We start from the raw sequence: 14,966 nt of genomic DNA on the forward strand, positions 1-14,966 counted from the left end.
GGAAGGTGAATTTGCGCCTTCCGGTGAGGTTTGCAAGTTGGGGTGTGAGTCAATGTAAAAGGAATATTTCGCACATTTTGTTTACGTTATTGACAACAATTATTTTGTTTACTATATTGTAAACAACTTCAAACGAAAAGTTTTAAAAATGATTAATGAAAAACAGAGTCTATCAGAGTTTTTCACAGGGACGCAAATGTTTTGCGGAAACATCAGGGGAAAAGAAGAAGCATCAGATAAGATGTTTCGGTTTAAAATCGTGCTGAGTGAAAGTGATAAAAGAATAGCGATCCCCGAAGAGTTTATTGAAGAAACGAAAGAATGGAAACCCGCATGTTCTGGGTGGAGATTAGAAGATATACTAGATTCAAAAGGACTATTTCTGGATTTTGGGCAGAAAAGATATATTAAGCCAACAGCCAAAGTTTGGGCTGAAATCAGAAGTGCTCTAAAATATGAATGCCAAAGACCTTGAATGCTTTTTCGAAACCCGACCAGCTATAAACAAGTCAGCTTTTTGTAAGGAAGTGGGAATTTCCCGTCAGTATTTAAATATGATCTTGAATGGGGAACGACCTTTAACGGATGAGACCATTTATAAAATGACAGAAATTCTAAAAAAATATGGATACTAATTAAACGATAGAACAATGAAACAGCTTTTTTGGAAAGATAAAACCGGCCGTGGATTTTCAAATATACTCACTTTTGAAGATGTGCTTGGTTTAGAAAATGAAGAAGACTGGAACGGTGAAATGCTTCAAGATTGGGTGGAGGAATGTGAACCGGGCGATAGGTGGGAAAATAGAGTTAGTGAAATTACTTGTATTGATAAAGATTTTTTTTAAAAACTTTCTTTGATATGTAAGAATTATGTTTATCTTTGGGACAAAATGTCAAAATCAGTCCCATATATGGAAAACAAGTTCAGTACTTTAAGAGAAAAAGCGGGTTTGTCAATTGAAGATGTTGCTAATATTACTGACTATAGTAAAAGGCAGGTATATAGGTGGGAGAATGGAAAATCTAAGCCAAAAAAGCCCATCTTTGACGAACTAATAAGGATAGCTGAAAATGGGACTACTTATAGAGCAAATGGTAAAACAGAATTTACCTTTATAGATCTTTTTGCTGGTATTGGTGGTATGAGAAGAGCCTTTGAAGGGGTAGGTGGTAAATGTGTTTTTACAAGTGAATGGAACAAATATTCCAGACAAACTTACTCTGCCAATTACGAATTAGATCATGCTATAGCCGGTGATATAACCAAGATTAAAGAAGAAGACATCCCTGAACATGACTTATTACTTGCTGGTTTTCCTTGCCAGCCATTTTCAATAGCGGGTGTTTCAAAGAAAAACTCTTTAGGTACTCCGCATGGATTTGAAGATAAGACTCAAGGAACTCTATTCTTTGATATTGCAAGAATATTAAAGCATCACCAACCTTCTGCAATCCTGTTAGAAAATGTTAAGAACCTAGTAAGTCATGATGGAGGAAAAACATTTCAAGTCATAAAAGATACTTTAACGGAGTTAGGATACTATTTTGATACCCGAGTTATAGATGCTAAATCGTACTTACCGCAACATAGGGAAAGAATATTTATAGCAGGGTTTCGAACTGATATGGACTTTAATTTCGATGAATTGAACATTCCTTCTACAGATACTGGTCCAAAGCTAGAATCTATTTTACATCCCCAAAACGGATCACAGGAAGAAGAACCACCATATACAATTGGAGAAAAAGCTACGGTTAATGATAAATATACATTAAGTGATAAACTGTGGAATTATCTTCAAGATTATGCTGAGAAGCATAGAAAGAGAGGTAATGGTTTTGGTTTTGGTTTGGTAGGTCCTAATGACACATCTAGAACTCTTTCAGCTCGATATTATAAAGATGGTTCAGAAATACTTTTGAAACAAAAAGGAAAAAATCCAAGAAGACTTACTCCAAGAGAATGTTCCAGATTGATGGGTTTTGATAGACCAACTGAAAATGGTTTTATTATCCCTGTTTCTGATACTCAGGCTTACCAGCAATTTGGTAATGCTGTTGCTGTCCCTGTTGTAGAAGATATTGCAAAATTCATGAGTCCCTTCATTGTTGAAGAAAAAAAGCATTCAGGTCAAATATTTATCTTTTCTGGTACAGATGATAAGCGATATGCTTACGATGGCTAATGTTATTTCAAAATAAAATTGATTGAAATTTTAGGAAAAATATAAAAAATGAATCGGGGACAACTATCCAATTATTTTACAAGTATTGCAGTAAAAAGACTTAGTAATGTTGAGGCTAATCTTGAGACATCCAATCAGCATGAATTTAATGGTGTTGCGCAACTCAAGAAAATATTTGGTCAAGAAAGGGTTAAGGTTAGCTCAAAGTTTTTATATCTGACTGACGAAAATAGTTTAATTGAAAGTGGTTTTTTGACGTGGTATGATGCCCGGGAAAATCACCCAACGCGTTCTGAATACAGGCTTTACTTTCCGACTAATGATGTAACTAAGGTCGCCCAATCTAGTGACTTGTTAATCTTGTTAAAACTTAAAGATGATACTTTTGTTACGATTATTTGTGCTTCTGAAAGTACAATTGAAAGTCAATTAATTTGGTTATTTGGTCTATCTGGAGAGTTGGATAACTTTGATACCAAGGTTTTTGAAGATCAAACAGACGAAGAGTTATCCTTTGCCTCAAAATTAATAATTGAAGAGTTAGGTATTGAAACAGTTAGTGGGAATGAAAATTACCTTGACTTAATACTTGAAAAATTTGGGGAAGAATTCCCATCAACCTATGAGTTTTCAAGTTTTGCTAGAAGTACTTTGCCAGATGTTTCTTCTTTAGATGATCCGGATAAAGCTTTAGTAACTTGGATAGAGAGAGAAGAGTTACTATTTAAAACTTTAGAGGAGTTCAAAGTCAATAAAAAATTAGAAGCAGGTTTTGACGATGTTGACAACTTTATAAAGTATTCATTAAGTGTTCATAACAGAAGGAAGTCAAGAATTGGGTATGCTTTAGAATATCACTTAGCCAAAATATTTGACGATTATGAATTGAATTATGCTCATGGGAAGATCACAGAAAATCGTTCCAAACCTGATTTTATTTTCCCAAGTATAGAAGATTATAAAAAGGAATCTTACCCAATAGAATGTTTAACAATGTTAGGTGTAAAGTCGACTTGTAAAGACAGGTGGCGTCAAGTATTGTCAGAAGCAGCGAGATTGTCAATGAAAAACCTGTTTACACTTGAACCCAGTATTACCGTAAACCAAACTGATGAAATGAGGGCAAATAATTTACAACTAATTCTGCCGGAAGATTTACACTCAACATATGATGATTTGCAATTAGATTACTTAATGAAATTATCCGAGTTTATTAATTTGACTAAGGAAAAGCAGGACAATTGTTGACTAAATAATCTTATGTAGATTGTTTAGGGTTTTCCACATCACCCACATAAACAATCCCTATCACCTCACCGGAACCTTTCCACCTGCATCTTCTTTATACCCACCGAAGTAAGAGTCAATTTTAACGAACTACGAAAACTTATTTATGAAAAGATTTATACCAATAGCAGCGATTCTATTTTTGATTGGAGCATGTGGGCAAAATGAAAAGTACAACGGAAACCAAGTCAATGTGGTGGGGCAGGAGATCAGCTACTCCACTGGTGAAACGACGATGAACGGGTACATTGCCCAGGATGAAAATGATTTTCAACAGCGACCGGGAATTTTGGTGGTTCACGAATGGTGGGGCCATGATGAGCATGCCCGAAACAGTGCCGACAAACTAGCGGAGCTGGGCTACGTAGCGCTCGCCGTAGATATGTATGGAAACGGTAAGCAAGCCACGCATCCGGATGATGCCATGAAGTTCTCCAACAACGTGATGAGTAATTTCGAAACCGCCGAGGCTCGCTTCAATGCCGCCTTGGAAACCCTCAAAAACCGGGGCAATGTTGATTCCACCAAAATCGGTGCCATAGGATACTGCTTTGGCGGAAGCGTGATTCTGGCCATGGCTAACTCCGGTGCTGATCTGGACGGTATCGCTGCTTTCCATGCGGGCCTTCAGCTTCCGGTGATGCCTCAGGAAGGGGTGAAATCCCGAGTGCTGGTCCTTAACGGCGCAGACGATCCGTTTGTAACGGAAGAGCAAGTAGCCAACCTCACCAGCGGATACGAAGACATTAACGCCGATTATCAATATATCAGCTATGACGGAGCAGTTCACGCCTACACCAATCCCGGTGCGGATTCACTAGGTCAGAAGTTCGAACTCCCCCTCGCTTACAATGCCGAGGCCGACAGCCTTTCCTGGGAAGAGATGAAGACTTTCTTCAGCGAAACTTTTGCTGACACGGAAATGTGATAGACTCACATTAAAGGATATAGTTTATTCTACAAAGGATGTCATGAACAATGGCATCCTTTTTTTGTTATCGCCAGATAACGCCCACCCACAGGGTGGCTAAGAGGTGTACGCAACGCCCCTGTCATCCCGAACGAAGCGCATGCGGAGAGAGGGATCCCATGGAAGGGGGCACAATGTTGCAAAGGCGTATGTTTTAAAAAGCAGGGATGCATGAAAAGGGGATCCCTCAGTCGTTCGCTTTAGGGCTCACTCCTTCGGGATGACATTGCTCGTTTCTGCACTTCTTACGCCCCGTTTCGGGACGATGACGCTAGGGCGTCATGTTTTTTGTAAGGAATGGGTTTGGAGTCGCTCTTACGTAATATGAAGACGTATTTTACTTATATCACAACCAACAGAAAGGACGGGGTTTTGTATACGGGGATGACGAACAACCTGATCATTCGTACGAGTCAGCACAGGGAAAAAGTTTTTAAAGGATTTACCTCAAGATACAATGCCGATAAGCTAATCTGGTTCGAAGAATTCCAGTGGGTTCAGGATGCCATCATGCGAGAAAAAGAAATCAAAGGCTGGAGACGAGAAAAGAAGATCAACCTAATCGAATCCCTCAACCCAAACTGGGAAGACCTCTATCCAAAATTACTTAAAAAGTAATCTCGCCCAAAGGGCGGCAAGAAATGTCGCCAATGACCCTGTCATCCCGAACGAAGCGCATGCGGAGAGAGGGATCTTTATTAAGGAGGCACAATGTTATAAAGGCGTATGCTTTAACGAGTGGGGATGCATGAAAGGGGGATCCTTCAGTCTTTCGCTTATGATCTCAAAAGTTAAACAGTTGCCCATGTCTGAGTTTGAGATCCTTCGCGTTCAAACTTCAATGTCGTTAGTACCACAAGGGCGCTCAGGATGACAACCATAGGGGTTGTTCAAAGAACAACGCCCACCCACAGGGTGGCTAAGAGATGTACGCAATTGCCTCTGTCATCCCGAACGAAGCGCATGCGGAGAGAGGGATCCCATAGAAGAGGGCTCAATGTTGCAAAGGCGTATGCTTTAACGAGCTGGGATGCCTGAAAAGGGGATCCCTCAGTCTTTCGCTTGCGCTCTCTCCTTCGGGATGACATTGCTCGTTACTACATTTCTTACGCCCCGTTCCGGGGCGATGACTCTGGGCCGCCCAACCTACTTAAACTTCATCAACCCAAAAGAAATACCCGAGGTTACATAAAACCCTTCAAGGGGGCGTTGACCAACTTCCAGTCGATAAATGAAATTCCCGAAAAACCCGAATTTTCGCCCAAAGTTTAGTTCTTTGGTAAACGGTTTGGCTACAATCACACCGCCGACTCTCCACCCTAATGTTTCTTTGATGGTTTTGGCCGGGGCATTGTTGAGTTCAAGATCAACGCTGGTGGGTATGATCATCACATCAGCAAAGGGGCGGATGAATCGGCCTGCAGCAAATTCATAGCCGTCACTGTCCTGCACTTGAAGGTAGCTTTTCCAATTGTACCCAGCACCCACATAAACCCCGGCATGAAATACATTGGTGATATCGTAATAAGTAAAGTTTTCCTCATACTCTAAAGCACTGTTACGGAGATATAGTCCGCCACGAAGAACCAGTTCGCGGGTTACATCACCGGGCAGCTTCACTGTAGACCAGGTTTGAATTTCTTTGTTATTGATGTAGTCTTTTTCATAACTAAAACCGAGTAAAACCGGAACCGTTTGCTCTTTAGTTTTTTTGGTAAGGGTGAACTCTACCCCCGGGCTAAATAGAAAAGCCGGTCCTTCTTTGGCAAGAGAAAAAAGTGAATATAATGCGAGGGCTTCAACGTTAAGCCGGTCTGAAATAGGATATAGGGCGTCGGCTCCCACGCTCCAAATGGAAGCGCCTGAGGTATTGCTGAAGCCGGCATCAACCGTGAAGTAGTTTAGGCCGAGGTATCCGCTATGGATTTCCTCCGGGTTGGAATAGGACGTGTTGTAGGTCAATTGGGCGTTGGCAACCTGAGTACATAGAAATGTGAGCAGGAGAAATAATAAAGAACGATTCATAGCAACTTGGTGCGATTAAAAGTTGCTTAAAATCTATTCAGGCCGGTCTGGAAATTCGATCCCCCAAACTAGGTATTTTTGAAGCTAGTGCTTGCGTGGAAAATACACCGTAAAAGTAGTTCCCTTGCCCTCAGCGCTTTCAATATCAAAAGTGCCTTCATGCTGAGTAAGGGTGCGGAGGGCTTCTTTTAATCCTATACCAAATCCCTTCTCATTGTTTGTTCCTTCAGTAGAGTGGTTGCGTTCGAGGGAGGAAATAGCCTTGATCTGCTCTTCGTTCATCCCAACTCCCTGATCTGAAATTGTCACTTTGTACTGATCCCGGTCCTCATCTTTATATCCGATTTCTACGGATACCAACTCGTCTTTTGAAGAATACTTGACCGCATTTGAGATCATATTCCCAATCACGTTAATGAGGTCGCCTGAAGATAAGGTGGTTATCCGCTCTTCATTCTCCAGTTCAGCCGAGATATGTAGCTTCACCTCTTTACTGTCGGCTTGAAGTTTATAGAGAGAAAGCAGTTTATCTCTGAGGGTAGATGCTGTAATAAAACTGGTTTCTTCTTCGGCATTTATAGCCTTTTCAAGGCTGCTGTTCACATAGTCGATAAGGTTTTTGCTCGACTGTTTTGCCAACTCAAGAACGGACTTAAACTTCGGTCCTATTTCATTGTTGTCAATCATAGATAAACCGCCGATGATGCCTGAAATCGGTGTTCTCAAATCATGTATAACCTTACGAAGGGTAGATTGCTGCTGCTGAACTTTTTTATTCTGACTGACCAACTCGTTCTTTAATTCAAGGTGTCGGGTAATTTGATCAGCGATATTCTTTACGATTTCCTTACTTTTTTCACTCAGCTGTAATTCGTCATCGTGAATAATACATACCGTTCCGATGGCAACTTCATTCGAGGTGATAAGCGGTTCTCCATAATAGTAGCGAATGTGCTCCTCTCCGGTTACCGCAGCGTGGTCTTTAACCCGGTCGTCTTGGGACATATCAGGAATTTCAAGCGCGGCTTCTTTTTGCAATGTATAAGTGCAAAAGGTATTGTTTTTGGGAAGTGGTGGAAATAGCGCTCCATCTGAAGCTATGGTATACTGGGTTGATCCGTCAAAAATATTAACCTGAGAAAATTTCGACCCCGTGACCATTGTCAGTAGTCGTGACAAAGACTGAAGCACTTCATCATGCTCAGTAACATCTAAAGTGAGATTATTTAACTCACGTACCCGATTTGCCGCTTTGTGAAGATCTTTTTCTTCTGTTGATTGATTGGCCATGCCTCAAGGTATCAAAAAAATCACCATTATAGTTAATTACTAGTACGGAGCTTTTTCAAGTTTAGATTGAGTACCTGAATTCTGCTTAGAGTAGGTATTTAAAATCCATCAGACAAAGAAAATCACCATTCCGGCATACGAAATAACGGCTAACAAACCCGCTAATATGGCCAAAGGAAATTGGGTTTGAACATGATCCATCAAATCACACCCCGTTGCCAGTGAGGATAAAATGGTGGTATCCGAAATCGGAGAACATTGATCACCAAACACGGAACCTCCAATCACTGCAGAAAAACAAAGCGTGAGAAAAAATGGATCAGGAACCACAGCCCAGGCTAATGGAATAGCGACGGGAAAGACAACAGCGTAGGTTCCCCAAGACGTTCCGGTAGAAAAGGCGATCAGCATGCAAAGCACCATCAACAAGCCGGGAAGCAGGAAGGCCGGGATTACATCCCCAACCAGATCTACCACATAAGGTGCAGTACCTACCGCATCAGCTACTTCTTTCAAGGTTACAGCCAAGGCAAGAATGATAGCACCAATGGTTACTCCTTTACAGCCATCTATAAATCCGTCAATGACTTCCTGAAGCTTCATGCCTTTGGCTAAAGCAATTCCGAATCCGGCTAAAACAGCAAGAATAAAAGCTTCAGCAATCAGTAAAACGGCATTTTCGCCCATCCCCATAAAAAAGCGGGTAATGATATATGGGATAATCGCGACGCCTAAAAGTGTCCCAATGGGACCAAAAAAGTCTATCAATCCGGGATTATAATCTTCCGGAACGGCATTTTTAGTCAGCTCATCGGCGGCCATGGGGGAAGCACCTTCGCGGTCTAACCCGTTTCCTGAACGAGCCCGCTTTATGGCAGCTCTCATTTTCTTTCCGGGCACAAAAGGGAATTTATCCCAAGCGAAAGTCAGTGTGATGAGTATGGCAAAAATAGCATAGAAGTTATAAGGGAGAGCTGAGAAGAAAAAAGCGATGCTTTGCTGAGTGGTTTCAAAAAGTGGCAACGTGCCGATGATGAGTCCGCCGACATAAAATGGCCACACGTTGAAGGGAATCAGCGTTGCGGCCGGGGAGGCGGTGGAGTCAACCATATAGGCCAATTCCTCGTGCGAGACTTTGTGTTTGTCGGCAATAGGGCGAACAGTAGCTCCCGTCAAAACGGTACTTATAGTTCCGCCTTGGTGGAAGATGAGTCCCATCATCCAGGTGAAGAATTTTGCGGTTTGAGGTCCTCTAACCATTTTTTCGCTGGCCCAAACGGCGAACTTTTCAGCTCCTCCAGTTCGGGTCCAGATTCCTATTAATCCACCCAAAGCCCACAAATAAACGATGATAATTAAAGCAAAGCTTTCGGTACCTACGGACGGTATTAAGAAATCCTGTACAATATTGAGCTTCCCTGAAATCACCCCACCCAAACAAATTCCAATGAAGAGTGAACTGACAACCTCACGGGTATAAAAGGCTAAAACGATTGCAACCAGCGGCGGCATGATGGACCAAAACCCGTAATGACCATTTTGTTCCGGAAAAACCTGATTCACTCCGGCATATACCCCAGCGATGATTAATACTATAAAAGCACCAACCCCAATCTTACGGCGGGTTTTAGGGTCTTTCCATTTCTGCTTGGTTTGCGCGAAATCGTTACTCATAGGGTATAGGTTGATTTAATCTGCAGTGGGATGGTAGCAATTGAGAATTTGAAACCCAAATTCATTTGTTGGATGAGAGTGACTACTGAGTTAAAAATAACCCCAGTCATTGCGAGGAGCCTCATTTTCGAAGTAGGATTAAGGTGTATATCGACGCGGCAATCTCCCTTTAGGGCCTCCCAAATAGTTTATGGAGATCGCCACGTCGTATGGCATCGGAGCCTTCCGGTGATCCAGCCTCCTCGCGAAGACGAGTGTATTATTGAGGGTAATTAGTTCAATACAGCGTCTCCTCCCTTTTTCCAAAGGGGAGGAACAAGGAGGGGTTCGGGAAGGGCACGATGTTAGTTCAAAGAAAGTATCCTCTTCAAATATCTCGACCTCTTCTGTCTTTACTGAATCGAGTTCAGCACTGGCTTCCTTCGCAAGGAGAAGGACTCAGTGAAAAGCTTGGTAAATAATGCAGGCAAAGATCCTTCGGGAGTACCCTCAGGATGACTGGGGTGGTTTAAAATCCTCGTCATTGCGAGGAGGCCCGTGGTTGGAGCAGGTTCAAAATATATATCGACGCGGCAATCTCCCTTTAGGGCCTCCCAAATAGTTTATGGAGATCGCTACGTCGTAAGAGGTTAGGGCCTTCCAGAAATCCAGCCTCCTCGCGAAGACGGGTGTACTATTGAGAGTAATTAGTCCATAAAAGCGTCTCCTCCCTTTTCCAAAGGGGAGGAACAAGGAGGGGTTCGGGAAGGGCAAGATGTTAAATCAAAGAAAGTATCCTCTTCAAATATCTCGACCTCTTCTGTCTTTACTGAATCGAGTTCAGCACTGGCTTCCTTCTCAAGGAGAAGTGCTCAGTGAAAAGCTTGGTAAACAATGCAGGCAAAGATCCTTCGGGAGTACCCTCAGGATGACTGTGGAGTTTTAAATAAGGCTAGTCATTGCGAGGAGCCCCGTGGTTGAAGCAGGTTCAAAATATATATCGACGCGGCAATCTCCCTTTCAGGCATCCCAAATAGTTCAGGGAGATCGCTACGTCGTAAGAGGTTAGGCCCTTCCAGAAATCCAGTCTCCTCGCGAAGACAGTTGTAATATTGAGGGTAATTAGTTCATTAAAGCGTCTCCTCCCTTTTCCAAAGGGGAGGAACAAGGAGGGGTTTTGGTAAGGCTTGAAAACAAAAAAAGCGCAACTGAAACCAGCTGCGCCTTAAAATCTGTGTAATCACACAATCACATAAATCTGTGATCTCTTAGTCAAACAGTTTTTTAATCCATCCAAAGGCACCGTCAGATTTACCGGGACTTGGCCGTTTTCTGTCTTTCTTACCTTCTTTTCCGCCTGAAAGTCCATCATAGCTTGGACGTGGAAGTCCGTTCGTAGATTTTTCCTTCTTAGGCTTTTTACGGCGCTTGCGGTCACGACTGTCATTATCGTCGTTGTTGCTTTTGCTCTTACGTTTTTTGTTACTCTTATTATTACTTTTTTTAGAGCTCTTGCCGTTATTCGAAGACTTCTTATCGTTTTCTTTCTTCTTTTTCTTCTCTTTCACTTCTTCAGGAAGCGGGATTTCAGTTGGGGCAAATCCGACTTTCTCGACAATCTCGTCGATATCGTCTTTATCCATTTTTGAAACCAGAGAAACCATGCGGGCTGCTTTTCCATTACCAACCAGCTCAGCACGATATTTATACTCTTCCACTTCGTTAGGCACATCATAGTTAATGACCTGCTTCACTTCATTCAGCTCTACTTCTGTAGCCGATAATCCGCCAACCAGTAGAATTTTCATGTCGCCGGAAGTGAATTTGCCGAAGCGTTCTTCGTAGTATTCTTCCTTTAACCCTTCATTGATGCTAACCACGCCCCATCCTTTTTTGCGGATGATGCGAAATAGTCGGTCAGTGGTGCGCTTAGATGCAGCAAATACGACAATCTTGTCGGTTAAAGTATCTTCAAGGTGAGCAAGGAGGGTAGATATTTTTGCTCTTGGAGGCACATAGATATAAGCCTGAGTCAGATCTTTAGGAACGGTTGGGTCTGCTTCATCTTCAGATGAGGTGTCAGTTTCCGCTTCTTTTTCACTTTCTTCAGAACTTTGCTCTTCTTCCTCTGAATTTTTCTCAGGGTTCAGTACAACGTCTACACTTGCTTCAGCAAGCTTGCGGTCAATTTCATCCTGATTAAGAACAAATTCTTCCTGTTCTTTTTCCTCTTCCTGTGCATCTGCTTTAGACTCATCCTGATCTTCCGCCTTAGCATCAGAAGAATCTGATTTAGTATCTGCCGCAGCGTCAACATTAGATTCATCAAAGCCATGAACAATAGGATCTTTAAGGAAAGCCTCGGTAAGCTGTTGTGTAGGTTTGTTATTGGATTCAGAAAAAATAAGCACTTGAGGATCACCCTTAACAAGCTTCATGATGTCCTTTACCCGGCTAACCAGGTTATAGTCCTCCATGCCGTGGGCTTCGTCAATAATGACAAGATCCACGTCGGTAAGCTTTAGCTTATTAGTATCCAGTATTTCAATTAACCGGCCGGGATTTGCAATCACAACCGGTGCTCCATCCTTAATCGCTTCTTCTTGTGCAGTGCGAATTCCTTTCATGGAAAGTGCCGCGCTGCTGATTTGTGCATGGTAGCCCATAGCCCAAACCGTTTCGTCTATTTCCTTAACTCGCTCAATGGATGGTGTTAATATTAAAACTCGTGTGCCAGCAATCTCTCCGTTCGTAGTCAGTTTCTGCAATGCAGGGATTAAAAATGCTCCATCATCACCAGCTTCATGTTTTACAAGCATATGTCTGCCTTGTAGCGCTGATGGGATAACTTCGTTCTGGAGAGGTGTGGGTTTTTCAATTCGTACGTCGGCCAGCCCGCTCAATAGTTCGGGGCTGAGGCCAAATTCTTCAAAAGACAATGTTTACACCTCTTTCAATTTTGGCGTTATAGTTCAATTTTCAAAGATCGTGTCTTTCACTTAAAAGACTTTTCAATATACAAAAAATGTAAATGAAGCTCAGAGAATATTGAACATTGAACAGGAAGCATTGAATAATGAAGTTTGAGGGGGTTTTTGGGTATAAGATTAGAAAGTCATCTCGCGGCGAATGCCCGAGATCTGGATGTGCGATTAATTTCGATGTGTGATTAATTTCATTGTTATCAAAACTATCCAGATTCCTGCCTTCGCAGGAATGACGGCGCTTTTAACTCATGAAGTTGTTATTCTGACCGGACTCTTGTCATCCCGGACTTGATCCGGGATTTCATTCAGAATCTTTAATGGGCTCTTTAGCTGGATTAACTTCAATAAATCTTTTAGAAAAGAGCTCTGCATTCTTAAGCATCCCTTCTGATTTCTTGATCAAGAACAGGTTCAGGATAAGTATTAGCAGTATACCAAGTATCCCAATAACGCCTGCTTCAGGACCAAAAGAACCTCCCGTCAACCAGCTTTCTCCTCCTTGCTGAATTTGGATGATGGAACTTCGGAATTCCATGCCACTTACAGGGAAACCAAAGATACCTCCCTGAAAGAAATTCCAGGAGAAATGAATTCCTATAGAGTACGCGAGCCGACCGGTAAGTACATAGGGGACGGCCAGCATAATCCCAGCCAGAGTGATATTAATTACAGCTATTAAAGAAGAGTTAGGGTTGCCGGCGTGAAGAAGCCCAAAGATGGCAGAGCTTAAAAAGATAGCTCCTATTGTAGCCTTTTGAGGGGAAATACTTCCGAAACTGAATCCTTCTGTAATGTTTGGGATTAGATATCCACGAGACATGAGTTCCTCATAAAACCCTACACAAACCATCTGAAAAAAGAAAAGCAGAAAGGGCATAACCCACCCGTTCTGGCTACTTCTATCCCACCCATACCCTGTTATTTCCAGGGTTCCGGATTGCCACTGTACTAGAAAGATCAGCCCCATGACTCCGCCTGCAATCCCAATTCCAGCGGCGCATTCTTTTATCCAGTTCCTGTTAATCAACAAGCCAGCGTAATCCCAGGAGCGCTGATCAGCAAAGCGAAACATCACATAGAAAAGACCAAAGATGAGCAGGGATCTGACTAAATAATCTAGTCCGGGGATGGGGATCAAAGATGGAATACCCATCATGATGATGAATAGAAAGATAAATAAGAACACCCTGAAAAAGGACCGAAGCCTGTTTTCCTGATGATTAAAAAATGGATTTCGCATGAATATTTTTACTTGGGGATGAATTGATAGCTAAAGTAGTAAAAAAACTCTGTTCTAAGTAGAAGTGAAATAGTCGCAGAGAACGCGGAGAACCGCAAAGTACGCTGAGTTGATTATTTCATTTATAAATAGTTTCATCGGTAATGATTGAAAATGAATTATCAAAAATTATAATCGGAACTTCCATAGAAGTGCATAAAGAACTTGGGCCGGGACTGCTTGAATCTATCTATGAAGAGGTTTTATTCTTTGAATTAGAACAAAGAGGGTTACACGTACAGAGGCAAGTTTCTGTCCCACTTATGTATAAAGAGATGCGGTTTGATACAGCATTTAGGATGGACCTGCTCGTAAATAATAGAGTGGTGATAGAGTTAAAAGCTGTGGAAAGTTTAGCGCCTGTACACTATGCTCAACTGCTTTCGTATTTGAAACTATCAAACAAAAAATTAGGCCTTCTAATCAACTTTAACAGTAAGTTGCTAAAAGATGGAATCCATCGAGTCGTAAATAATTTATAATACTCAGCGATCTTTGCGTTAACATAGCGAACTCAGCGAATAACCAAATTATCATGAAGAGATACGTATTAGAAGCCGATAAAATGACGATCGAAGAAGTTTTTGGAGTACAAACAGATTCTAAAAGTTTATTCGATCCCAATTTCAATGTGATCCCCGGCACCACGATGCCTGTTATTGTGAAAGATGGAGAGATTCGGGAAGTGGTAAGTTCAGTTTGGGGACTAGATCAAAAAGATGGGAAAGAAGACTTTTTTGAAGTCCCTCAGGAAAGTTTTGAAGACGATAAAAGCCTTCAGCAGTTAGCTAAATCAACTCCCTGCATTATTCCTGCATCCGGATTTTATAAATGGAAGGAAAGGGTAGAAGATCCGCTGCCTTTTTATCTTCGGGTTATTAACCGTGATGTGACGGGGTTTGCCGGAATTTGTACTTCCTATAAAGAAAAAGATGGCCATGTAAAGCACTCCTATGCTGTGATTACAATGAAAGCAAATCCTTTGGTGGAACCTCTAGATAATAGAATGCCTGTAGTTTTAGAAGAGAAAGACTATGGGCTATGGCTTGGTGGCGATGCCCCTGAAATGCTTGAAAATGGCTTTGAAGGGAATTACTTGCTGCCGGATATGTCCGTTGTGAGAGTTCCTGAATTAGTAAATGACTTGTCCAATAACTCGAAAGAGCTTATTCAGCCCATTCCAAAACTGCGCAACTACGACGGCACTGATGAGGACTGAGGAATTAAAAATGTATAATTCAAAATGAAAAATAGAACTGCTAACCCGCTGGTTCTCAATTTTTCAT

The 14,966-nt window shown here is 41.9% G+C and carries 14 protein-coding genes; 9 read left to right on the forward strand and 5 right to left on the reverse strand.

Annotated elements, in window-relative coordinates:
* Positions 1–148 precede the first annotated feature (148 nt).
* From CL667_11930 to CL667_11960, 7 genes are all read left to right on the forward strand, one after another.
* On the forward strand, positions 149–475 hold the full coding sequence (locus CL667_11930; protein MAL18408.1) for a hypothetical protein: 327 nt from the start codon (positions 149–151) through the stop codon (positions 473–475).
* Complete coding sequence (locus CL667_11935; GenBank protein MAL18409.1) at positions 456–635, forward strand: DeoR family transcriptional regulator; 180 nt, start codon at positions 456–458, stop codon at positions 633–635. The genes CL667_11930 and CL667_11935 overlap by 20 nt, the downstream gene beginning before the upstream one ends.
* 15 nt (positions 636–650) lie before the next feature.
* On the forward strand, positions 651–848 hold the full coding sequence (locus CL667_11940; protein MAL18410.1) for a hypothetical protein: 198 nt from the start codon (positions 651–653) through the stop codon (positions 846–848).
* A 66-nt stretch (positions 849–914) separates the two neighbouring features.
* Positions 915–2,189: a DNA (cytosine-5-)-methyltransferase gene (locus CL667_11945; GenBank protein MAL18411.1), complete on the forward strand. Its 1,275-nt coding sequence runs from the start codon at positions 915–917 to the stop codon at positions 2,187–2,189.
* A gap of 48 nt (positions 2,190–2,237) precedes the next feature.
* Entirely contained in the window at positions 2,238–3,437 is a 1,200-nt protein-coding gene (locus CL667_11950) for a restriction endonuclease (protein ID MAL18412.1), read from the forward strand.
* 145 nt (positions 3,438–3,582) lie between these two features.
* Positions 3,583–4,404, forward strand: coding sequence for a dienelactone hydrolase (locus tag CL667_11955; GenBank protein MAL18413.1), 822 nt, complete (start codon positions 3,583–3,585; stop codon positions 4,402–4,404).
* A 366-nt stretch (positions 4,405–4,770) separates the two neighbouring features.
* Positions 4,771–5,064, forward strand: a complete 294-nt coding sequence (locus CL667_11960; GenBank protein ID MAL18414.1) for a hypothetical protein — start codon at positions 4,771–4,773, stop codon at positions 5,062–5,064.
* A 528-nt stretch (positions 5,065–5,592) separates the two neighbouring features.
* Here CL667_11960 and CL667_11965 read toward each other — a convergent pair.
* From CL667_11965 to CL667_11985, 5 genes are all read right to left on the reverse strand, one after another.
* Positions 5,593–6,471, reverse strand: coding sequence for a hypothetical protein (locus tag CL667_11965; protein ID MAL18415.1), 879 nt, complete (start codon positions 6,469–6,471; stop codon positions 5,593–5,595).
* 84 nt (positions 6,472–6,555) lie between these two features.
* Positions 6,556–7,761, reverse strand: coding sequence for a hypothetical protein (locus tag CL667_11970; protein MAL18416.1), 1,206 nt, complete (start codon positions 7,759–7,761; stop codon positions 6,556–6,558).
* A gap of 108 nt (positions 7,762–7,869) precedes the next feature.
* Positions 7,870–9,435, reverse strand: coding sequence for a sodium:proton antiporter (locus CL667_11975; GenBank protein ID MAL18417.1), 1,566 nt, complete (start codon positions 9,433–9,435; stop codon positions 7,870–7,872).
* A 1,247-nt stretch (positions 9,436–10,682) separates the two neighbouring features.
* Positions 10,683–12,353 carry a hypothetical protein gene (locus CL667_11980; protein MAL18418.1) on the reverse strand — a complete coding sequence of 557 codons (1,671 nt, stop codon included), beginning with the start codon at positions 12,351–12,353 and terminating at the stop codon, positions 10,683–10,685.
* A 349-nt stretch (positions 12,354–12,702) separates the two neighbouring features.
* Positions 12,703–13,641, reverse strand: coding sequence for a hypothetical protein (locus CL667_11985; protein ID MAL18419.1), 939 nt, complete (start codon positions 13,639–13,641; stop codon positions 12,703–12,705).
* A 143-nt stretch (positions 13,642–13,784) separates the two neighbouring features.
* Here CL667_11985 and CL667_11990 point away from each other — a divergent pair, with 143 nt between their 5' ends.
* Entirely contained in the window at positions 13,785–14,162 is a 378-nt protein-coding gene (locus CL667_11990; protein MAL18420.1) for a GxxExxY protein, read from the forward strand.
* Between the two features lie 53 nt (positions 14,163–14,215).
* Positions 14,216–14,899 (forward strand): hypothetical protein, encoded by a 684-nt coding sequence (locus CL667_11995; protein ID MAL18421.1) that lies wholly within the window; start codon positions 14,216–14,218, stop codon positions 14,897–14,899.
* The last annotated feature ends 67 nt before the right edge of the window (positions 14,900–14,966 follow it).

This window comes from Balneola sp. (assembly GCA_002694685.1).
Taxonomy (GTDB): domain Bacteria; phylum Bacteroidota; class Rhodothermia; order Balneolales; family Balneolaceae; genus Gracilimonas.